The organism is Paractinoplanes brasiliensis (assembly GCF_004362215.1).
GTDB classification, from domain to species: Bacteria; Actinomycetota; Actinomycetes; order Mycobacteriales; family Micromonosporaceae; genus Actinoplanes; species Actinoplanes brasiliensis.
Genome location: NZ_SNWR01000001.1, coordinates 2652403 through 2673664, shown reverse-complemented (window position 1 = coordinate 2673664; position 21262 = coordinate 2652403). Strand labels below are relative to the sequence as shown.

Here is a 21262-nt window from a genome sequence, read left to right as displayed (position 1 = left end):
AGCGTCCAACCGCTTACCGGCGAGTATCGGCTTGATAACGGGGCTCGGGCTGTCGTTGGCTCTGTGTCACAGTTGCTGGCGTCTCACACGACCCCCGTGAGCGCCCTGAAGGAGGCACCCCCCACATGCCTGGGAAAAGCCCGTGGAAGATGGTGGCCATAACGGCTGTCATCGCCTTGCTGGCGGCCGGTTGCAGTGGCAGCAGCTCGGATGACACCGAGGTCCTGCCCAACAGCATCAGCATCGGTATCGGCGAGCCTCCGAGTCTGATCCCGTCGAACGCGGTCCAGGTGAACGCCTCTCAGGTGCTGGCGTCGCTGTTCTACCCGCTTGTCCGGTTCGACCCGACCAACAAGCCGTACATGGTCGCCGCCCAGTCGATCACGCACGACAAGTCGAACAAGGTCTGGACCGTACGCCTCAAACCGGGTTTCACCTTCAGCAACGGTGAGCCGGTCACCGCGGACAACTACATCGACGCCTGGAACTACGGTGCGTACGGCCCGAACGGGCAGGCCGCCTCCTACTTCTACAGCCGCATCGACGGCTTCGCCGAGCTGCAGTCGGAGGACCCCGACGGCGACGGCCCCGAAAAGGCGCCCCAACCCCAGGCCGACAAGCTGCGCGGGCTCAAGAAGGTCAACAACCTGACCTTCACCGTGACGCTGTCGGAGCCGTTCGCGGGCTGGATGGCCGTGATGGGCTACGACGCCTTCTACCCGCTGCCCAAGGCAGCCTTCTCCAGCGACGGCGTGCTCAACAAGGACTTCGGCGAGGCACCGATCGGCAACGGCCCGTTCAAGATGAAGGGCACCTGGCAGCACGACGACAAGATCGTCGTAGAGAAGGTCGCCGACTTCAAGGGCACGATCCCCAAGGTCAACGGCATCACTTGGAAGATCTATCAGGAGCTCGGCGCCCAGTACGCCGACCTGATCGCGGGTAACCTCGACATTCAGACGACGATCCCGATCGAGAACCTGGCGTCGGCCTCCGGCGACCTCGGCGACCGTCTCGGCCGTTCCGACAGCTCGTCGTTCTCCTTCGTCGGCTTCCCGATGTACCTCGACAAGTACAAGAACGTGAACGTCCGGCGCGCGATCTCCATGGCGATCAACCGCGAGGAGATGACCGACCAGATCTTCCTGGGGTCCGAGAAACCGGCCACCTCGTTCGTGTCGCCGGCCGTCGAGGGCGCCCGGTCCAACAGCTGCGGCCAGTGGTGCGAGTACAACCCGACCCGGGCCAAGCAGCTCTACACCGCGGCCAACGGGCCCCGCGACATCAAGATCACGTACAACGTGGACGGCGGGCACAAGGCCTGGATCGACGCGATGTGCAACCAGATCAAGGCGTCCCTCGCGATCAACTGCACCGGCTCGGGCCTGCCCAAGCTGCGTGACGTGATCGCCAAGGCGTCGGCGGGCGAGGACATCGGCCTGATCCGGCTGGGCTGGTCGATGGACTACCCGCTGATGGAGAACTACCTCGGCCCGCTCTACACCAGCGACGGCTCGTCGAACTACTACGGCTACAAGAACAGCACGTTCGACAGCCTGGTGCGTCAGGGCTCGGTCGCGAACAACACCAAGCAGGCCGAACAGCTCTGGAACGAGGCCGAGAACCAGCTCGTACGGGACATGCCGGTGCTGCCGCTGCGGTTCGGGCAGAACGTCTTCGGCTGGTCGGAGCGGGTCACCGACGTGACGATGGACCTCTACTCGAAGGTCGACATCTATTCCGTCGACATCGCGTCCTAGATTTCTGACCACTCGAACACTGGTGGCGCCACGGTTGAAGGTGAAACCGTGGCGCCACCGCTTCGTGCCCGTCCTCGTGCCCCTCGCCCAAAAGGCTTCACCACATGTTCCGCTACATCGTGCGGCGTCTGCTCCAGATGGTCATCACCTTCTTCGGAGCGACGTTCGTCGTCTACGCCCTGCTGTTCGCCTACGTCGACGATCCCTATCAGGTGCTGGTCGGTGACCGTCCCATCTCCGACATCCAGCGCGCCACGCTCGAGGCCCGTTTCCACCTCGGCGACGGTTTCTTCACGCAGTACTGGCATTACCTGAAAGGCCTGCTCACCGGCGACCTCGGCGAGTCGATGACCGGCCGCCCGATCGGCGACATGCTGGCGCAGGCCTGGCCCGTCACCATCAAGCTGGCGCTGCTCTCGATCGTCATCGCGGCCGTGATCGCCGTCGGGGCCGGTGTGCTCTCCGGCATCAGGCGCGGCGGCGCGTTCGACACCGTCACCCTGGTGCTGACCCTGGTCGTGCTGGCCCTGCCGATCGTGGTCCTCGCCCCGATGGCCCAGCTCGTCCTCGGCATCCAGCTCGGCTGGTTCCCGGTGACCTCCGGACGCGACGCCGGCCTGTACGAGCTGCTGCTGCCGGCCCTGGTGCTGGGCAGCCTGGTGGTCGCGACCGAGCTGCGGGTGACCCGTTCGTCGGTGGCCGAGAACCTGCGGGCCGACTACGTGCGTACGGCCCGGGCGAAGGGCCTCGCCCCCAAGCGGGTGATCGGCGTGCACGTGCTGCGCAACTCGATGATCCCGGTGATCACCCTGATCGGCGTTGACATCGGCGTGCTGATGTCCGGCGCGATCGTGACCGAGGGCGTGTTCAACATCCCCGGCGTCGGCTTCAACCTGTTCCGCGCCATCCGGAGTGAGGACGGCCCGCTGGTGATCGGCTTCGTCAGCGTTCTGGTGATCGTCTTCCTGGTGATCAACCTGATCGTCGACCTGCTCTACGCCGCCCTCGACCCCAGGATCCGCTATGAGTGACCTCAACGCGGTGACCACGGCTGAAGCGCCGGGACAGTCACCCGACCGCCCGCACCGGGCCGGCCGCTCCGACCGGCCGCGCAGCCTGGCCGCCGACGCCTGGCTCGACCTGCGTACGAGCAAGATCTTTTGGGCTGCCGCCGCGCTGGTCGTGGTGGTGCTCGCGATGGCGGCCTGGCCGTCGCTGTTCACTTCGGCCGACCCGCGCGACTGCCTGCTCGCCCGCAAGAACGCCGGGGCCGACGGCGGCGCCATCTTCGGGTTCGACTTCCAGGGCTGCGACGTCTACGCCAAGACCGTGTACGGCGCCCGTGACTCCGTCCTGGTCGCGGTCGGCGCCACCCTGATCGCCGGCGTGATCGCGCTGGTCGTCGGGCTCGCCGCCGGCTACTTCGGCGGCTGGCTCGACGCGCTGCTGTCCCGCTTCATCGACGTCGTGCTCGGCATCCCGTTCCTGCTCGGCGCGATCGTGCTGGCCAAGAGGCTGTCGGCCGACCCGGAGAGCAACGGCGTGCTCGCGGTGACCATCACGCTCGGGGTGCTGGGCTGGACGACGGCCGCCCGCGTCCTGCGTTCGGCCGTGCTGACCGCGAAGAACCAGGACTACGTGGCCGCCGCGCGGATGCTCGGCGCCGGCCCCGGGCGACTGATGCTCCGGCACATCCTGCCCAACGCGATCAGCCCGTTCGTCGTCGTGCTGACCATCCTGCTCGGCGTCAACATCGCCGGCGAGGCCACCCTGTCCTACCTCGGCGTCGGCCTCAAGGGCGACGCCGTGAGCTGGGGCCTCGCGATCGCCGAGAACGGCCCGTACGCCCGTACGGCGGCGGCCCCCCTGGTGTGGCCCTCGCTGTTCCTGGCGGCCACCGTGCTCGCCTTCATCATGCTCGGCGACGCCATCCGCGACGCCTTCGACCCGAGGCTGCGGTGAGACGCCGATGACCGACATCACGGCACGGATGGACGCTGTCCCCGGCGTCGACCCGTATGCCCCGCTGCTCGACGTGCGCGACCTGCAGGTCGAGTTCCGCACCCGGGACGGCGTCGCCCGCGCGGTCAACGGCGTCAACCTGCGGTTGCACCCGGGCGAGACGCTTGCCGTGCTGGGCGAGTCCGGCTGCGGGAAGTCGGTGACCGCCCAAGCGATCATGGGCATCCTGGACACCCCGCCCGCGCACGTGACCGGCGGGCAGGTGCTCTATCGCGGCGTCGACCTGCTGCGGCTGCCCGAGAGCGACCGGCGCAAGGTGCGCGCCAACCGCATCGCGATGATCTTCCAGGACGCCCTGAGCGCGCTGAACCCGGTCTACACGGTCGGGTTCCAGCTGGCCGAGCTGTTCCGGGTGCATCGCGGCACGTCCCGCGGCGAGGCCAAGCGCCGGGCCGTCGACCTGCTCGACCAGGTACGCATCCCGGACGCCCGGCGCCGCGTCGGCGACTACCCGCACCAGTTCTCCGGCGGCATGCGGCAACGCGTCATGATCGCGATGGCGCTCGCCCTCGACCCCGAGGTGCTGATCGCCGACGAGCCCACCACGGCCCTCGACGTGACGGTGCAGGCCCAGATCATGAGCCTGCTGGCCGAGCTGCAGCGCCAGCGCAACATGGGCCTGATGCTGATCACGCACGACATGGGCGTGGTGGCCGACGTCGCCGACCGGATCGCGATCATGTACGCCGGGAAGGTCGTCGAGGAGGCGCCGGTCTACGACATCTACGCCCGGCCGGCCCACGCGTACACGAAGGCCCTGCTCGAATCGATCCCGCGGCTCGACCACAAGGGGCGGGCGCTCAACGTGATCAGCGGCCTGCCACCGGCGCTCACGGACATCCCGCGGGGCTGTGCCTTCCACCCGCGATGCGCGTACGCGCGGGAGATCTGCCGGCTGGAACCGCCACCCGCGTATCAGATCGCGCCGCAGCGGATCGCGAGCTGTCACTTCGTACGGGAGGTCCTCGGTGTCTGATGTTGTGCTGGAGACCCGGGGACTGATCAAACACTTCAAGAGCCGGACCGGCGCGGTGCGGGCGGTCGACGGGGTCGATCTGAGCCTGCGCCGCGGTGAGACCCTGGGCGTCGTCGGGGAGTCCGGTTGCGGGAAATCGACGCTGGCCAAACTGCTGGTGGGGCTGGAACGGCCGACCAGCGGCGAGATCCGGGTGCGCGGCGACAACCTGGCCACGCTCCGCGGCGGCAGCTTGCGGCGGGCCCGGCGCAACATCCAGATGGTGATGCAGGACCCGTACACGTCGCTCAACCCGCGGATGACCGTCGGGGACATCATCGGCGAGCCGTACGACATCCACCCCGACGCGGTGCCGCACACCGGCAAGCAGCGCGCCGTCCAGGAACTGCTCGACCTCGTCGGCCTCAACCCCGACCACATCAACCGCTACCCGCACCAGTTCTCCGGCGGCCAGCGCCAGCGCATCGGCATCGCCCGCGCGCTCGCCCTGCGCCCCGAGATCATCGTGTGCGACGAGCCCGTCTCGGCCCTCGACGTGTCGATCCAGGCCCAGGTGATCAACCTGCTCGAGGGCCTGCAGCGGCAACTCGGCCTGTCCTACATCTTCATCGCGCACGACCTGTCGGTGGTACGCCACATCTCCGACCGGGTCGCCGTCATGTACCTCGGCAAGGTCGTCGAGATCGGCAACCACGTGGCGATCTACGACCAGCCGACCCACCCGTACACGCAGGCGCTGCTCTCGGCCGTCCCGGTGCCCGATCCCCGCCTGCGCGGCCGCCGCGACCACATCATGCTCACCGGCGACGTGCCCTCCCCGGCCGACCCGCCGTCCGGCTGCCGATTCCGCACACGCTGCTGGAAGGCCCAGCCCGGCTGCGCCGAACACGAGCCGCTGCTGGAGATCCGCCAGCGCTCACCCCACCCGAGCGCCTGCCACTACGCCGAAGTCCGGGACGTCATGCGCCGGTTCTGACCTGCCAGACTTTGAGCTCGGTCGACCTGCTCGCGGCCCGCAACGAGTTGGTCGCATGGGGACAGTCGGCCCTGCGGTCGTTGCGTGAGCGCCGCGCGGGCCTCAGCCGTTTCGACCTCCTCTCGCTCGGCGACCTGCCCGACGGCGTGACGCTACCGTCCACTGCCGACCTCTATGTCAACCCGCGGGCTCGGGCCCGCCGTGCCGAGTCGGGATCGCCGGCTGCGGCAGGAGTTCGAGATCCTCGGTGTGCCTTTCCCCGAGGAGTTGTTCGCCTAGAGCGGGCCGCGGCCCGCGCGCAGGATCATCAGGGCGACCTGGGCTCCGTCGGCGCCCAGGGCCTGACGGAAGCGTTCGACGATCTCGCGCTCGCGGGACAGCACCAAGCGGGTGCCGCCGCTGGCCATGCGGGTCTTGCCCACGGTTTGCGACAGGCGGGCGCGTTCCAGCCACAGGTCGATGATCGCCTGGTCGATCTCGTCGATCCGCTCGCGCATGGCGCGGATCTCGTCGGCGGCCAGCGGCTCGCCAGCGCCGGTGTTCTGGTCCATCACGTCGGCGGTCATGTCGTGCTCCTCGGGTGCTTGCGCCCCGGTCGGCCCGGCCCGGGCAGCATCGAGCCCCGGGCTGGGAAGCCCGGGGCTCGATGTAGGTCTGACGTTCAGACGCCTACGGCAGCCGGACTCCCGGTGCCATAGAAAAATCGCGTCTGCTGGATCACGAGGCCGAGTATGCCCCCGTCACGAGCGGCTCCGCAAGAAAACCGCCCGATCCGTGGGACGACATCGACGTCACGAAACCGTGGTGATGCGGTTGGCCGGCCCGGGTGCGACCGGTTCACCCGCGCCCAGGTACGCCACGAGCGCGTCGACGTCGAAGCCTGGCGCGGTGGTCCGTCCCGTGCCCGCCGTGAGCGTCGTGAAGCCGTCGCCGCCGTTGGCCAGGAAGTCGTTCGTCGTCACCTTGTACGAGGCGGCGGGGTCGATCGGCGTCCCGTTCAGCGCCAGGTTCGAGACCTTCGAGCCGAGCGGGGCCGAGGCGCTCCACGTGTAGGTGAAGCCGTTCGACACCTGCAGGATCTTGGTGGTGGTCTGCCCCTCGTGCCCGGCGAACTGCTGTTCCAGCACGGCCTTGAGCTGCGTGCCGGTGAAGGTCTGGGTGACCACGAGGTTGTTGAACGGCTGCACGGTGAAGGCTTCCCCGTACGTGACCTCGCCGTTCGCTTCCCCACCGGCGGAGGCCTCGGCGTCGAAGTCGGCCCGGATGCCGCCCGGGTTCATCAGCGCGATTTGTGCGCCGTCCCCGGTCGTACGGGCCAATTGGGCGTCCGCGATCACGTCGCCGAGCGGACTTTCCCCGGCCGGGGTCGCCGTACGGGTGATGTCAGCCGCGATGCGGCCCACCACGCGATTGGCGATCGGCGCGACGGCCGTACGGTATTTGTCGGCGATCTTTTTGGCGCCCGCGTCGACGGTTTCCGGGTTCTTGAGGTAGACGCCGTTCGCATCCCTCTTCCAGCCGCCGTTGCCGTCGGGCACGCCGTTCTCGACGACCACGTTCTTCGCGGTGATCTCCGAGAAGCGACCCGTACGCTTGTCGACCGCCCAGTCGATGTCGGTGATCAGCTGGCCGTTGGTGCCGGCGCTGGTGACCACCGAGGTGCCCTTCTTGTTGGGCAGCTTGCACGTGTAGAACCTGTGCGTGTGCCCCGAGACGACCACCCCGAACTCGGGGTTGAGCCCGGCCACGATCGGCACGATGGGCCCGGTGAAGCCGGCGCAGTCGGAGACACCCGGCGTCGGCGTGGCCGTGGCCTGCGTTCCGCCCTCGTGGATGAGCAGCACCTGTGCCTTGACGCCCAGCCCGCTGAGGACCTTGCTCCACTTGTTGGCCGTGGTGATCTCGTCGGTGAAGTGCACGTTCTTGATGCCGGCCGGGTTGACGATGCCCGCCGTGCCCTCCAGCGTCATGCCGACGAAGCCGACCGGCACGCCGTTGACCAGCCGGATGTCGATCGGCGGGAGGATCGGCAGCTTGGTGCGGTTGTCGATGGTGTTCGCCGCCAGATAGGTGAACTTGGCGCCGCCGAAGCCGTCGCCGTCCTGGCAGCCGTCGACCGGGTGGCATCCGCCGCGCTGCATGCGCAGCAGCTCGATGACGCCTTCGTCGAACTCGTGGTTGCCGACCGAGCTGATCTGCAGGCCGACCTGGTTCATCAGCTCGATCGTCGGCTCGTCGTGGAAGGCGGCGCTGACCAGCGGGGTCGCGCCGATGAGGTCGCCGGCGCCGACGGTCAGCGTCGTCCGGCTCTCGGTCTTGGCCTGGGCGCGCAGCTTCTTCAGATAGGTCGCGAGGTATTCGACGCCGCCCGCGGGGGTCGACGTGCCGGACGCGTTGACGACCGCGCCGCTGCCTGCCGGCGGGTCGATGGCGCCGTGGAAGTCGTTGTAGCTGAGGAACTGGCCCTTGGCGGTCGCGCCCTTGGGCAGCCCGTAGCTGACGCTGACGGGCGCGAACTCGGGCGGCGGGGCCGCGGCGGCGGAATTGCCCAGGGGCAACCCGGCGATGATGGCCAGCGCCAGGGCGGGCGCGGCGAGGTGACGCAGCGCCGCCCGGCGGCGGAAGCGGGGACGGTCCATGTTGTTCGGTCTCCCGATCAGCGGTGTGATGTCAACTACGACAGACTGGTGGATCGACGCTCGTGAGCGCTACCGCCGTGCGGTCAGCAAGGGGCGGAATTCTTGTCGGGGGGTCGGCATAGACTTCACCCCGCGATGCGACCTTCTTCTGAGACCCCCGACGGCGCCCTGTTCGCCGTGCCCGCCACGCGCCCTCCGGCCGAGGCGGCGCAGCCCCGGCGCCCCCAGCCCCGGATCGATCCGGAATCGCTGCTCACCGGCCTCAACGGCCCGCAGCGTGACGCGGTCACCCATGCGGGTTCGCCGCTGCTGATCGTGGCCGGCGCCGGTTCGGGCAAGACCCGTGTGCTCACCCATCGCATCGCCTACCTGCTGGCCGAACGCGACGTGCACCCCGGCCAGATCATCGCGATCACCTTCACCAACAAGGCCGCCGGTGAGATGAAGGAGCGCGTCGCCCAGCTCGTCGGCCCGCGGGCCCGGCTCATGTGGGTCTCGACGTTCCACTCGGCGTGCGTGCGGATCCTGCGGGCCGAACACGAGCACGCCGGCCTCAAGAGCACCTTCTCGATCTACGACGCCGACGACTCGCGCCGCCTCATGACGCTGGTGATCCGCGAGCTCGACCTCGACCCGAAGCGGTACTCCGCGCGCGGCCTGGCGGCCCAGGTGTCGAACCTGAAGAACGAGCTGGTCGAGCCCGAGGAGTTCAAGGAAAAGGCCAAGGGCCCGCAGGAGCGTGCGGTCGCCGAGGCGTACGAGCTCTATCAGCGCCGCCTCCGGGAAGCGCACGCGCTCGATTTCGACGACATCATCATGACCACGGTCCACCTCTTCCAGTCGCATCCCCACGTCGCCGAGACCTATCGTCGCCGTTTCCGCCACGTCATGGTCGACGAATACCAGGACACCAACCACGCGCAGTACATGCTGGTCAAGGAACTGGTGGGCGAGAAGGGCGGCGAGGTCCCCCCGGCCGAGCTGTGCGTGGTGGGCGACGCCGACCAGTCGATCTACGCGTTCCGCGGCGCCACGATCCGCAACATCCTGGAGTTCGAGCGCGACTATCCCGACGCCCGCACGATCCTGCTCGAGCAGAACTACCGCTCCACCCAGACGATCCTGTCGGCGGCCAACGCGGTGATCGACCGCAACACCTCGCGCAAGCCCAAGCGCCTCTGGAGCGATCAGGGCGCCGGCGAGCAGATCGTGGGTTATGTCGCCGACACCGAGCACGCCGAGGCCGACTGGGTCGCCCGCGAGATCGACAGGCTGAGCGACCGCGAGGGCATCCGCCCGGGTGACGTGGCCGTCTTCTATCGCACCAACGCGCAGTCGCGTGTCTTCGAAGAAGTGTTCATCCGCGTCGGCCTTCCGTACAAGGTTGTCGGCGGTGTCCGGTTCTACGAGCGCAAAGAGGTGCGCGACGCGCTGGCCTACCTGCGAGCCGTGGTCAACGACGACGACACGGTGAGTATCCGCCGCGTGCTCAACACCCCCAAGCGCGGCATCGGCGACAGGGCCGAGGCCTGCATCGAGGCGCTCTCGGCGCGCGACCGCATCTCGTTCGGCCAGGCGCTGCGCCACGCCAAGGACGCGCCCGGCATCGCCGCCCGGTCGGCCAACAGCATCGCCGATTTCGTGCAGTTGCTCGACGACCTGCGCGAGCTGGCCCAGGGCGCCCCTCCCGAAGAGGTGCTCGAGCTGGCCCTGCAGCGTTCGGGCCTGCTCTCCGAGCTGGAGGAAAGCCTCGACCCCCAGGATCAGGGCCGGGTCGAGAACCTGCAGGAACTGGTCAGCGTCGCCCGCGAGTACACCGAACGCGTCGAGGCCCAGGCCGACGAGGACGAGGCCCCCGTCGCCACGCTGGCCGGTTTCCTGGAGCAGGTCGCGCTGGTCGCCGACGCCGATCAGCTGCCCGACGACGACCCCGACCACCAGGGTGTGGTCACGCTGATGACGCTGCACACGGCCAAGGGGCTGGAGTTCCCGGTCGTCTTCCTCACCGGCCTGGAGGACGGCGTCTTCCCGCACACCCGCGCGCTGGGCGACAACAACGAGCTCGAAGAGGAACGCCGCCTGGCCTACGTGGGCATCACCCGCGCCCGTCAGCGGCTCTACCTTTCCCGCGCGGTCACCCGGGGTGCGTGGGGCCAGCCGCAATACAACCCGCCCTCGCGTTTCACCGACGAGCTGCCGCCCGAGCTGATCCGCTGGGAGCGTACGGCCGGCTCCTACACGTCGTGGTCGGGCACCGGAGGCGGTGTGGGCGGGCGAGGCGGGGGAGACCGTTACCGGGGCGGTGGCTTCTCCGGCGGCACACCCAAGGCGCAGCAGCTGGCGAGCCGGCTGGGCATCGACGGCAGCCGGTTGTCGACGGCCAGCGAGCTGCCCCAGGCCCCCAAGGTCTCGGCCGGCGACAGGGTCAACCATCAGCGCTACGGCCTCGGCCGCGTGATCACCGTCGAGGGCCAGGGCCCCGGCGCGAGAGCCCAGATCGACTTCGGCGACCAGGTGATGTGGCTGGTCCTGCGCCACGCCCCGATCGAAAAGATCTAACCCCTTCCCCGTACGCGGTGCGGGGCTGGGATGCGCTAGCCGGGAGGGTTGCGCCGGGTCGGGAGGGTCGTGCTCCGGCTCGGGCGCGGCGCCGGGAGGGTCGTGCGGTGCGGCGTGGTCTTTCTGGCCGGTGCTGCCCTGCTCTCGGCGGTGCCGGGCGGGTTGGGCGGCCGACGGTGGGGGCGTGTGCGGTCAGCGCGGGGTGAGGGCGGCCTCGCAGCCGTTCAGGGTTACACCGCGGTCGTGGAGCCAGCGCACCGGCTCGACCGGGTTCTTGTAGAAGCCCTGATGCACCTCGAAGTGCAGGTGCGGCCCGGTGGAGTGGCCTGTCGAGCCCTCGTCGCCGATCTGCTCGCCGGGTTCGACGCGCTGCCCCTCGTGAACGGCGATGGCCGACATGTGCCCGTAATGGGTGAGGTAGCCGTTGCCGTGGTCGATCAGCACGGCGTTGCCGTAGCCCTGAGCCGCGCCGGCGCGGACCACCACCCCGGCGCCCGCGGCGAGGATGGGTGAGCCGTTCGGCCCGGCCATGTCGACGCCCGCGTGCAGTCGTCCCCAGCGGGGGCCGAAACACGAGGTGACGCGGCCGGACGGGTTCGGGTTGACCCAGCCGGCGGCGGCCGGGGCCTTGGTGACGACCACGCGCGGCTTGGCCTTGAGCCGGCCGCGCGCGGCCGCGGCCTCGCCGGCGGCCGGCGGCTTCCACGGGCCGGCGTCCACGATCGGGGCGGGAACGGCCATGGTCTCGACGGGCGCGAGGCCGGCCGCGGGCACGACCTGCTTGTCGGCGGCCGCCGCGGCCGAGCCACCGGCGATCCCCGTGGCCAGGGCGGCGCTCAACGCGGCCGTCAGCAGCGCCGCCCGGCCCCGGCCGCTGGACAAGACGCCCGAGACGACCGTACGGGTGAAGGTGCTGGAGGACGTGCTGGAGCGCGCGCCGGGGACGACCGTACGGGGGAAGGTGTTGGAGAACGCGTCGGAGCGCGTGCTGGCGGCCGTTGTGGAGGGCACGAGCGGGGTGGGGACGGCGCTGGGCGCGCGGTGACGGCCGACCTGGTTCCGGCGGTGGCGACCGGCGGAACGGGTCTCGTCTCGATGCGCCACGCGGCACGACCTCCCAGGCAGAACTGATCACCGACATCTGCCTGTCGGCCTGCCTGAACGGTTTGTGAGAAAGGTGTGGCCCGGTTCAACCGAGTTGCAACCAGGGGAGTGTCCGGGGTCACATCACCCGGCGGATTTCACCGCCCGCGGGCGGGTACCACAGTGATCAAGAAGCGGCGGCGACGCCGGCGAACACCGACTCGACCCGAAGCTTGATGTCGACGCCGCGATCGCGCAGGAACGGGATCGGGTCGGTCGGGGTGCCGTTGACGTGGATCTCGAGGTGCAGGTGGGTGCCGTACGAGGCGCCCGTGTTGCCGACCAGGCCGATCACCTGGCCCGCCTTGACCTCGTCGCCCACCTTGACGAGCAGTCGCCGCGAGTGGGCGTAGATGACCTCGTTGCCCTCGGTGTCCTCGATCGTGATCGAGTTGCCGTAGCCGCCGTAGTAACCGGCCTTGGTGACCTTGCCCGCGTGGATCGCCTTGTAGGGCAGTCCCTCGGGACCGGCCAGGTCGATGCCGGCGTGCAGCTTGCCCCAGCGAACCCCGTACGCCGAAGTGAACTGGTAGTCCTCCATCGGGAGGAGCCAGACGTCGGCGGCGGCCTCTTCCGCGCTGACCTTGGTCTTGGCGGTCTCGGTGCGGCTGTCGCCACGGGAGGCGGCATCGTCGGCGGCGCGATCGGCGATGGCGTCGTCGATCGACTGAACCGCGCCGTGGGACTGCAGTGCCTGAGGGTCGACGTTCTTCTGGTCGGGGAAGTTGGAGGCCGCTCCGATGGCGACGACACCGGCGCCGGCGAACGCCGCGGTGACAGCGACGGCGTAGCGGCTGCGCGGAGGGGTGGGTACGCGACGACGACCCCGATAGCGATCGGGCTCAGACGACAAGCGCTGGCGCACGAACAACCCTCCGTCGGTGGCAAATCGGCGACGAGCGTGGCGCCGGAATTCCGGTGGACCCTGCTCGTCGGGGCTGTCAGATCAGCGTTAACTGGTTGACAGCCGGGAGCCACGGTAACGAAATGGCCCCAGGCCCACAAGTCGAAGCGCCAAATCGCTGACACTTCCGGGTCCGCATTGCGCAGCGAATGTCCGAATTGGTCACCTTTCCTCGCGCAGTTGTTCGCGCACGCGGAGTAATGGCCTATAAAACAGATAGTGAGGTGACGCAGAATACATTTCTCGTCACGGCAGGTGATCACGTGTTCGGCGGGCCTGCTACCCCCTGGGCCCCGCTCGGGTTAACGTTGGTTCAGGTGGCATCGCGGTCAGCGCTCGGAGGGGCAGGATGCAGGCACGGATCAGGGTCGTCGTGGCGAAGCCGGGGCTGGACGGGCACGATCGCGGGGCGAAAGTAGTGGCCCGGGCGCTGCGGGACGCCGGCATGGAGGTCGTCTACACCGGCCTGCATCAGACGCCCGAACAGATCGTCGAGACCGCTATTCAGGAGGACGCCGACGCGATCGGTTTGTCCGTCTTGTCCGGCGCGCACATGACGTTGTTCCGCCGAGTAATTGAACTGTTGGCGGAACGTGACGCAGCCGACATCGTCGTATTCGGCGGCGGCATCATTCCGGCCGACGACATCGCCGAATTGGAAAAGCTCGGGGTCGCCCGCATATTCACTCCCGGCGCCACTACCGCGTCCATCATCGAATGGGTACGCGCCAATGTGAGTTCACCGGTGGCCTGACCAGCCGTTACTGGTCAGCCGGGTAGGTAAAGGGCAAGGCAAGGGGAGAGGCCGGACGCACCCCTCACACGTCCGGCCTCTCCATGCACGATGCCCCGCCGCCACCCCTCGACCGACAGGGCATCGGCCGCCTTCGTGCCGCCGCGCCGTAGCGCTCCGACATCACACTCAACGAGGCCCTGACAGGCTGGTTACGCGGCTTCTGCGGAAATTTCAGGGACCACTGGGACAACTCCGGTCACGCCGGTCCCGGGCGCACCTGGTGTGCGGTCTTGCACACCGCGTACCCGCGCCTCCGTAGCGGGTGCCCAGGTCGCTAGTCTGCGAATGAAGGCCCGCAGGGCCGGACAGTGAGGATTGTTCAGGGCGGTGGAGACCTCGGCAGCAGGGCTGCGGCTCGTTGTTGGTCACGGTTGGCCCTGAACAACCCTCATTCTTCACGCCGGCGATGCCGCTCAAGAGGCCGCCGCGCACACAGGTCGGGACGCAATGGTGCGGCTTGCCGGCGCTTGGCGTCGCGAGCGAAAGGAGACACGTGGACCTGTTCGAGTATCAGGGGCGCGACCTCTTCGAACGGCACGGGCTGCCCGTGCTGGGCGGTGGCGTCGCTGAGACCCCGCAGGAGGCCCGGGCGATCGCCGAGCGGCTCGGCGGCAAGGTCGTCGTCAAGGCCCAGGTCAAGGTGGGCGGCCGGGGCAAGGCGGGCGGCGTCAAGCTGGCCGGCGGTCCCGACGAGGCCGAGGCCCGTGCGACCGACATCCTGGGCATGGACATCAAGGGCCACACCGTTCACAAGGTGATGCTGGCCGAGACGGCCGACATCAAGGAGGAGTACTACTTCTCCTACCTGCTCGACCGCGCCAACCGCACGTTCCTCTGCATCGCCAGCGTCGCCGGCGGTATGGAGATCGAGCAGGTCGCCGAGGAGGACCCGGACCGGGTGGCCAAGGTCGCCATCGACGCCAGCAAGGGTGTCGACGAGGCCAAGGCCCGCGAGATCGTCGCCCAGGCGAAGTTCCCGGCCGAGGTGGCCGACCAGGTCGCCGACATCGCGGTCAAGCTGTGGCAGGCGTTCGTCGCCGAGGACGCCACCCTGGTCGAGGTCAACCCGCTGGCCAAGGTGGGCGACGGCCGCGTGCTCGCGCTCGACGCCAAGGTCACCCTGGACGAGAACGCGTCGTTCCGGCACCCCGACCACGAGGCGTTGATCGACCAGTCCGCGGTCGACCCGCTGGAGCAGGCCGCGAAGGCCAAGAACCTGAACTACGTGAAGCTGGACGGCGAGGTCGGCATCATCGGCAACGGCGCCGGCCTGGTCATGTCCACCCTCGACGTGGTGGCGTACGCGGGTGAGCAGCACGGCAACGTCAAGCCGGCCAACTTCCTCGACATCGGCGGCGGCGCCAGCGCCCAGGTGATGGCGAACGGCCTCGAGATCGTGCTCGGCGACCCCGCCGTGAAGTCGGTCTTCGTCAACGTCTTCGGCGGCATCACCGCTTGTGACGAGGTCGCCAACGGCATCGTCCAGGCCCTCGCCCTGCTGGGCGAGCGCGGCGAGCAGGTCACCAAGCCGCTCGTGGTGCGTCTCGACGGCAACAACGCCGAGGCCGGCCGGGCCATCCTCGATCGCGCGAACAACCCGCTGGTCGAGCGAGTAGACACGATGGATGGAGCGGCCGCGCGGGCCGCCGAGCTCGCGGCTGCGGGGAAGTGACTTTCATGGCAATCTGGCTCACCAAGGACTCCAAGGTCATCGTTCAGGGCATGACCGGCTCGGAAGGCTCGAAGCACACCCGGCGCATGCTCGCCGCGGGCACCAACGTGGTCGGCGGCGTGAACCCGCGCAAGGCCGGAACGACCGTCGACTTCGACGGCACGGCGCTCCCGGTGTTCGCGTCGGTGGCCGAGGCCATCAAGGAGACCGGCGCCGACGTGTCGGTCATCTTCGTGCCGCCCGCGTTCACCAAGGCCGCGGTCGTCGAGGCCATCGACGCCGAGATCCCGCTCGCCGTGGTCATCACCGAGGGCGTGCCGGTGCAGGACTCGGCCGCCTTCTGGGCCTACAACCTGGACCGTGGTCAGAAGACCCGGATCATCGGCCCGAACTGCCCGGGCATCGCGTCGCCGGGCGCCAGCAACGCCGGCATCATCCCGGCCGACATCACCCCGGGCGGGCGCATCGGCCTGGTCAGCAAGAGCGGCACGCTGACCTACCAGCTCATGTACGAGCTGCGTGACTTCGGCTTCTCGACGGCCGTCGGCATCGGTGGCGACCCGATCATCGGCACCACCCACATCGATGCGCTCAAGGCGTTCCAGGACGACCCGGACACCGACGCCATCGTCATGATCGGTGAGATCGGCGGCGACGCCGAGGAGCGGGCCGCCGAGTTCATCAAGGCCAACGTCACCAAGCCGGTGATCGGTTACATCGCCGGCTTCACCGCCCCGCCCGGCAAGACCATGGGCCACGCCGGCGCGATCATCTCGGGCTCCGCGGGCACCGCGGACGCCAAGAAGGAGGCCCTCGAGGCCGCGGGCGTCAAGGTCGGCAAGACGCCGAGCGAGACCGCCCGGCTCATGCGCGAGATCATGAGCTGACGCTGCACGCCATGCGATCGGCGCGTCGTCGTCCGGGTCCCCGCGACCCGAATGACGGCGCGCCGTTGTATCTGCGTCGCCCGCCCGCCTCCGGCGTGGAAAAGTAGGCGCCGATGCCGACCACTCCCGACCGTCCCGTGGACTCGGACGACCCCTTCGCGGTCGCCGAGGCGGCGCAGGTCGCCCACGAGACCGTGCCGGTCGACGTCGAGCGCCCGGCCGAGGGCATCGACCGGCCCACCGAGGCTGTCGACCGGCCCACCGAGGCCGTCGACGCGGCCGAGGCCAGGGAACAGCGCACCGTCCTGGTCGACGACAAGGTGCAGGCCGGCCGCGAGACGGTCAAGCTGCCCGCGCAGCGCCGCCCGCCGCAGCGTACGAGCCGTGCCCCGCTGCCGGTGGCGGCCGCCTTCGCCACGCTCTGGGCCGCCCTGCTGTCCTATCTTCCGGTCGCGGCCGTCATCGGCCTCGCCCGTACGCTCGAGGGCAGCGGGGGCCTGGCCGGCGCCGCCCACGCGGGTCTGGCCAGCTGGTTGCTCGGCCACGGGGTGCCCATCGGCACCTCGATCGGCTCCCTCGGCCTGCCCCCGCTGCTGCTCAGCATGCTCGTCGCCTGGCGGCTCAACCGGGCCGGCCTGCATGTCACCCGGGCCGTCGGCGCCCGCCGCTCCGGCTCGACGGCGCGGGCGCTGTCCGTGGCGTTCGCGATCGCCCTGGGCTATTCGCTGCTCGGCTCGATCTGCGCGCTGCTGGTCGACGGGCGGGGCACCGAGGTCACCGCGGGCCGGGCGGCGCTCAACTTCTTCCTGATCGGCGGGCTCGGCTCGCTCGTCGGCTCGCTGCGTGGCACCGACGCGCTCAGCGTGTGGGCGGCGCGCCTGCCCACACCGCTGCGCCACGGCTTGCGTACGGGAATGGTGGTGGCCCTGTTCGTGGTGGCCGCGGGCGCGGGGGTCGCCGGGCTCTCGGTCGCGTTCGGCGGCGGACAGGCGGCCGACATGATCTCGGCGTATCGCACCGGCGTGGCCGGGCAGGCCGGCATCACCCTCGTCAGCCTCGCGTACGGGGTGAACGGCGCGATCTGGGCGGCGGCCTACCTGCTCGGGCCCGGCTTCGCGCTCGGCACGGGCTCGGTCGTCCGCCTCACCGAGGTGACCGTCGGCCCGCTGCCCACCCTGCCGCTGCTGGCCGGGTTGCCCAACGGCCCGATGGGGGCGACCGGCGCCCTGCTGCTGGCGCTGCCCGTGCTGGCCGGCCTGGCCGCGGGGTGGCTGATGATGTTGCGCCTCAGCCGCGAGGCACACGACGGGAAGGCCGCTCCCAGGTGGCCGATCGTCATCGGCGGCGGTCTGCTCGCCGGTCCTGTCGCCGGCCTGGTGCTGGGCCTGCTAGCCGAATTCTCCGGCGGGCCGCTCGGCGACGGCCGGATGGCCACCATCGGGCCCGACCCGTGGGCGGTCGGCCTCGTGGCGGCCGCCGTGCTCGGAGTCTCGGCGGCCGTGGGCGCGTCCGCCGCGAAAGCGTTACGCCCGGTGCCGAAGGCATGAGAAAAGGGCGCCCGGCCGGACGCCCTTTCCCGATGAACGGAACTCAGTTGTTCGAGTTCTGGAAGTCTTCCCAGTTGATGCTGCTGCCCGCGGTGACCGCCCAGATCAGCAGGGCGATGCCGAGCACCGCGGCGATCGCGCCGCAGATGAGACCGGCCATGGCCTGGCTGCGGTTGGTGGCGCGGCCCGCGTTCGCCTTCTGCAGGCCGAGCCAGCTGACGATCGCGCCCGCGATGCCCAGCGGAATGCCGAGGTAGAAGCAGCAGACCAGCGGGATCGCGACGATGCCGAGGATCATGCCGACGAGGCCCTGGGTGTTCTCCGGAGTTGCCGGCGCCCCGCCCGGCTCGCCGCCAGGGGGACCGTAGTACGGGGGTGGGGTAGTCAAGAGCTGTTCCTCCTGTGGATATGGCGACCAGCCATGCGTGCGAATCGAATCTCTGAGGACCGGCAGCGTAACCGATGATCAGCTGTTTCGCCTGCCCATCGGCCCACCCGTTGTCGGCCTTTCGGGGGCACGGCGATAGGGTGCTCAGGTGACCGACCCCGCGCCCGCCCGCCTGGTCGTCCTCGTCTCGGGTTCGGGCAGCAACCTGCAGGCACTGCTCGACGCCTCCGCCGAGCCCGCCTACGGCGCCCAGGTCGTGGCCGTGGGCGCCGACCGTGACGGCATCGCCGGTCTCGACCGGGCCGCGGCCGCCGGTGTGCCGACCTTCGTCGACTCGGTGAAGGCCTACGAGACGCGTGACGACTGGGACGCCGCCCTCGCCGCCCACGTCTCCGAGTTCAAGCCCGACCTGGTCGTCTCGGCCGGCTTTCTCAAGCTGGTCGGGCCGCGGTTCCTGGCCGCGTTCGGCGACCGCTACATCAACACGCACAACGCGCTGCTGCCGTCGTTCCCCGGCATCCACGGCCCGCGTGACGCGCTCGCCTACGGCGTCAAGATCGCCGGCGCGACGCTCTTCTTCGTCGACGCCGGTGTCGACACCGGACCGATCATCGCCCAGGTCGCTGTTCCCGTGCTCGACGACGACACCGAGGACACGCTGACCGAGCGGATCAAGGTGGCCGAGCGGGCCCAGCTGGTCGAGTACGTCGGCCGTCTGGTGCGCGAGGGCTGGACCATCGAGAACAGAAAGGTACGCATTCCATGACGACCCTTGACGAGGGCCGCCGGCCGATCAAGCGGGCGCTGCTGAGCGTGTACGACAAGACCGGCCTCGTCGAGCTGGCCCAGGCGCTCGCCGCCGCCGGTGTCGAGATCGTCTCCACCGGCTCGACCGCCTCCACCGTCGAGGCGGCCGGCGTCCCTGTCACCCGGGTCGAGCAGCTCACCGGCTTCCCCGAGACCCTCGACGGCCGGGTCAAGACGCTGCACCCCCGCGTGCACGCCGGCCTGCTGGCCGACCTGCGGCTCGACAGCCACGCCACGCAGCTGGCCGAGCTCGACGTCCAGCCGTTCGAGCTGCTGGTCAGCAACCTCTACCCGTTCACGCAGACGGTGGCGTCGGGCGCGAGCGTCGACGAGTGCGTCGAGCAGATCGACATCGGCGGCCCGGCCATGGTGCGCGCGGCCGCGAAAAATCACCCCTCGGTCGCCGTGGTCACGTCCGTGGAGGCGTACGGGCTGATCCTGGAAGCTCTGGAGAACGGCGGCTTCACGCTGACCCAGCGGAAGGCGCTCGCGGCCCGGGCCTTCGCCGACATCGCCGAGTACGACGTGGCCGTGGCCAACTGGACGGCGAGCACCCTCGTCGAGGAAGCCGGCTTCGCCGCGTTCGCCGGTGTCGCCCTCAAGAAGCAGAACACCCTGCGCTACGGCGAGAACCCGCACCAGCAAGCCGCGCTCTACGTCGACCCGAACGCTCCGGCCGGGCTGGCCCAGGCCGAACTGGTGCACGGCGGCGAGCTGTCGTTCAACAACTACGTCGACGCGGACGCCGCCTGGCGCAGCGCCAACGACTTCGACGAGCCCTGCGTGGCCATCATCAAGCACGCCAACCCGTGCGGCATCGCGGTCGGCGCCGACATCGCCGACGCGCACCGCAAGGCCAACGACTGCGACCCGGTCTCGGCGTTCGGCGGGGTCATCGCGGCCAACCGCGTGGTCACCGAGGCCCTGGCCAAGCAGCTCGACGGCATCTTCACCGAGGTGATCGTCGCCCCGGCCTACGAGGAGGCCGCGCTCGACATCTTCCGCGCCAAGAAGAAGCTGCGCGTGCTCATCGCCCCCGCCTGGGCCCCGGCCGCGGCCGAGGTCAAGCAGGTCGGTGGCGGCATGCTGGTGCAGACGGCCGACCGGATCGACGCGCCCGGCGACGACCCGGCCAACTGGACGCTGGCGACCGGCGAACCCGCCACGGCCGACGACCTGGCCGACCTCGCGTTCGCCTGGCGGGCCATCCGCAGCGTCAAGAGCAACGCGATCCTGCTGGCGCGTGACGGCGCGACCGTGGGTGTCGGTATGGGCCAGGTCAACCGGGTCGACTCGGCGCACCTGGCGGTCAACCGGGCCGGCGCCGACCGGGCCAAGGGCAGCGTGGCCGCGTCCGACGCGTTCTTCCCGTTCCCCGACGGGCTCGAGGTGCTGATCGCGGCGGGTGTCAAGGCCGTCGTGCAGCCCGGCGGCTCGATCCGCGACGACGTGGTGATCGAGGCGGCGGCGAAGGCAGGCATCACCGTCTACCTCACCGGCACCCGGCACTTCTACCACGGCTGATGACCGATCTCGTCCAGGACACCACCTTCCGCGGCCAGGACTGGGCGCTGGAGGAGGTGGCCGGTGTCCGGTACGAGGACTGCGCGTTCCACGACGTCGACTGGTCGGAGGCGCGGCTGACCGGCTGCGTCTTCACCAACTGCACGTTCGGCAACGTCCGGTTCAACGCGGCCGTGCTCGAACGGGTGGCGATCCTGCAGTCCACCCTGCAGCGCTGCTCCTTCTTCGACGCCGAGCTGACCGACTGCAAGCTGACCGGCTCGCGGTTCGTCGAGTGCGGGCTGCGACCGATCCGGATCACCGGCGGCGATTGGGGTTTCGTCTCGCTGAGCCGCCAGAACCTGACCGGTGTCGGGCTCGGCGGACTACGGTTGCGGGAGGCCGACCTGGCCGGCGCCGACCTGAGCCGGGCCGACCTGCGCGGGGCCGACCTGTCCAACGCCCGGCTCACCGACGTGATCCTCAAGGGCGCGGACCTGCGCGGCGCCGACCTCGACGGGGTCGAGCTGCGCGGGGTCGACATCGCCGGCGCGAAGATCGACATGGGGCAGGCGGTGCAGTTCGCCGTCGCGTACGGCGCGACAGTGGCTTAACTCGCGTTACGGCGACCGGCCGGTAATACGCCGGTAACCGACTGATAGCGTCCGGAAAAATCGTCCCTG

General features: G+C 69.7%; 18 protein-coding genes. 13 read left to right on the top strand and 5 right to left on the bottom strand.

Features of this window, described 5'->3' with window-relative positions; translation table 11 throughout:
- Positions 1 to 125: 125 nt before the first annotated feature.
- The 5 genes from C8E87_RS11815 to C8E87_RS11795 all read left to right on the top strand — a co-directional run bounded on the left by C8E87_RS11815 (position 126) and on the right by C8E87_RS11795 (position 5734).
- Positions 126 to 1760, top strand: a complete 1635-nt coding sequence (locus tag C8E87_RS11815; protein WP_166661152.1) for a peptide ABC transporter substrate-binding protein — start codon at positions 126 to 128, stop codon at positions 1758 to 1760.
- Between the two features lie 104 nt (positions 1761 to 1864).
- Positions 1865 to 2791 (top strand): ABC transporter permease, encoded by a 927-nt coding sequence (locus tag C8E87_RS11810; RefSeq protein ID WP_133873143.1) that lies wholly within the window; start codon positions 1865 to 1867, stop codon positions 2789 to 2791.
- Positions 2784 to 3722, top strand: coding sequence for an ABC transporter permease (locus C8E87_RS11805; RefSeq protein WP_133873142.1), 939 nt, complete (start codon positions 2784 to 2786; stop codon positions 3720 to 3722). The genes C8E87_RS11810 and C8E87_RS11805 overlap by 8 nt, the downstream gene beginning before the upstream one ends.
- Before the next feature lie 7 nt (positions 3723 to 3729).
- On the top strand, positions 3730 to 4758 hold the full coding sequence (locus tag C8E87_RS11800) for an ABC transporter ATP-binding protein (RefSeq protein ID WP_133873141.1): 1029 nt from the start codon (positions 3730 to 3732) through the stop codon (positions 4756 to 4758).
- Positions 4751 to 5734: an ABC transporter ATP-binding protein gene (locus C8E87_RS11795; protein WP_133873140.1), complete on the top strand. Its 984-nt coding sequence runs from the start codon at positions 4751 to 4753 to the stop codon at positions 5732 to 5734. The genes C8E87_RS11800 and C8E87_RS11795 overlap by 8 nt, the downstream gene beginning before the upstream one ends.
- 275 nt (positions 5735 to 6009) lie before the next feature.
- Here the strand turns inward: C8E87_RS11795 and C8E87_RS11790 are convergent, their stop codons facing one another.
- Together C8E87_RS11790 and C8E87_RS11785 are read right to left on the bottom strand one after the other, a co-directional pair.
- The gene (locus tag C8E87_RS11790; protein WP_133873139.1) at positions 6010 to 6300 is read right to left on the bottom strand and encodes a chorismate mutase; all 291 of its coding nucleotides are present in this window, start codon (positions 6298 to 6300) and stop codon (positions 6010 to 6012) included.
- A 225-nt stretch (positions 6301 to 6525) separates the two neighbouring features.
- Positions 6526 to 8373, bottom strand: coding sequence for a bifunctional metallophosphatase/5'-nucleotidase (locus tag C8E87_RS11785; RefSeq protein ID WP_133873138.1), 1848 nt, complete (start codon positions 8371 to 8373; stop codon positions 6526 to 6528).
- A 135-nt stretch (positions 8374 to 8508) separates the two neighbouring features.
- On the opposite strand from C8E87_RS11785, the gene pcrA reads away from it, so the two are divergent.
- On the top strand, positions 8509 to 10932 hold the full coding sequence (pcrA, locus tag C8E87_RS11780) for a DNA helicase PcrA (protein WP_203720486.1): 2424 nt from the start codon (positions 8509 to 8511) through the stop codon (positions 10930 to 10932).
- Positions 10933 to 11124: 192 nt separating this feature from the next.
- Here the strand turns inward: pcrA and C8E87_RS46320 are convergent, their stop codons facing one another.
- Entirely contained in the window at positions 11125 to 12036 is a 912-nt protein-coding gene (locus C8E87_RS46320) for a M23 family metallopeptidase (protein WP_275408964.1), read from the bottom strand.
- A 166-nt stretch (positions 12037 to 12202) separates the two neighbouring features.
- Positions 12203 to 12940, bottom strand: a complete 738-nt coding sequence (locus tag C8E87_RS11770; protein WP_133873137.1) for a M23 family metallopeptidase — start codon at positions 12938 to 12940, stop codon at positions 12203 to 12205.
- 388 nt (positions 12941 to 13328) lie between these two features.
- Between C8E87_RS11770 and icmB the strand changes: the two genes are divergently transcribed.
- The 4 genes from icmB to C8E87_RS11750 all read left to right on the top strand — a co-directional run bounded on the left by icmB (position 13329) and on the right by C8E87_RS11750 (position 17881).
- A complete protein-coding gene (gene icmB / locus C8E87_RS11765) occupies positions 13329 to 13733 on the top strand; it encodes a coenzyme B12-dependent isobutyryl CoA mutase small subunit (protein WP_133873136.1) in 405 nt (134 codons plus the stop codon).
- A 535-nt stretch (positions 13734 to 14268) separates the two neighbouring features.
- Positions 14269 to 15447: an ADP-forming succinate--CoA ligase subunit beta gene (sucC, locus tag C8E87_RS11760; RefSeq protein WP_133873135.1), complete on the top strand. Its 1179-nt coding sequence runs from the start codon at positions 14269 to 14271 to the stop codon at positions 15445 to 15447.
- A 5-nt stretch (positions 15448 to 15452) separates the two neighbouring features.
- On the top strand, positions 15453 to 16334 hold the full coding sequence (sucD, locus tag C8E87_RS11755; protein WP_133873134.1) for a succinate--CoA ligase subunit alpha: 882 nt from the start codon (positions 15453 to 15455) through the stop codon (positions 16332 to 16334).
- Positions 16335 to 16447: 113 nt separating this feature from the next.
- On the top strand, positions 16448 to 17881 hold the full coding sequence (locus C8E87_RS11750) for a cell division protein PerM (protein WP_133873133.1): 1434 nt from the start codon (positions 16448 to 16450) through the stop codon (positions 17879 to 17881).
- A 43-nt stretch (positions 17882 to 17924) separates the two neighbouring features.
- On the opposite strand, the gene C8E87_RS11745 is transcribed toward C8E87_RS11750, so the two are convergent.
- Positions 17925 to 18269: a DUF4190 domain-containing protein gene (locus tag C8E87_RS11745; RefSeq protein WP_203720487.1), complete on the bottom strand. Its 345-nt coding sequence runs from the start codon at positions 18267 to 18269 to the stop codon at positions 17925 to 17927.
- 148 nt (positions 18270 to 18417) lie between these two features.
- Here C8E87_RS11745 and purN point away from each other — a divergent pair, with 148 nt between their 5' ends.
- Genes purN through C8E87_RS11730 form a run of 3 tightly spaced genes read left to right on the top strand, consistent with a single transcriptional unit; the run spans position 18418 to position 21193 of the window.
- Positions 18418 to 19035, top strand: coding sequence for a phosphoribosylglycinamide formyltransferase (gene purN / locus C8E87_RS11740; RefSeq protein WP_133873132.1), 618 nt, complete (start codon positions 18418 to 18420; stop codon positions 19033 to 19035).
- The gene (gene purH, locus C8E87_RS11735; RefSeq protein WP_133873131.1) at positions 19032 to 20600 is read left to right on the top strand and encodes a bifunctional phosphoribosylaminoimidazolecarboxamide formyltransferase/IMP cyclohydrolase; all 1569 of its coding nucleotides are present in this window, start codon (positions 19032 to 19034) and stop codon (positions 20598 to 20600) included. The genes purN and purH overlap by 4 nt, the downstream gene beginning before the upstream one ends.
- Entirely contained in the window at positions 20600 to 21193 is a 594-nt protein-coding gene (locus C8E87_RS11730) for a pentapeptide repeat-containing protein (RefSeq protein ID WP_133873130.1), read from the top strand. The genes purH and C8E87_RS11730 overlap by 1 nt, the downstream gene beginning before the upstream one ends.
- The last annotated feature ends 69 nt before the right edge of the window (positions 21194 to 21262 follow it).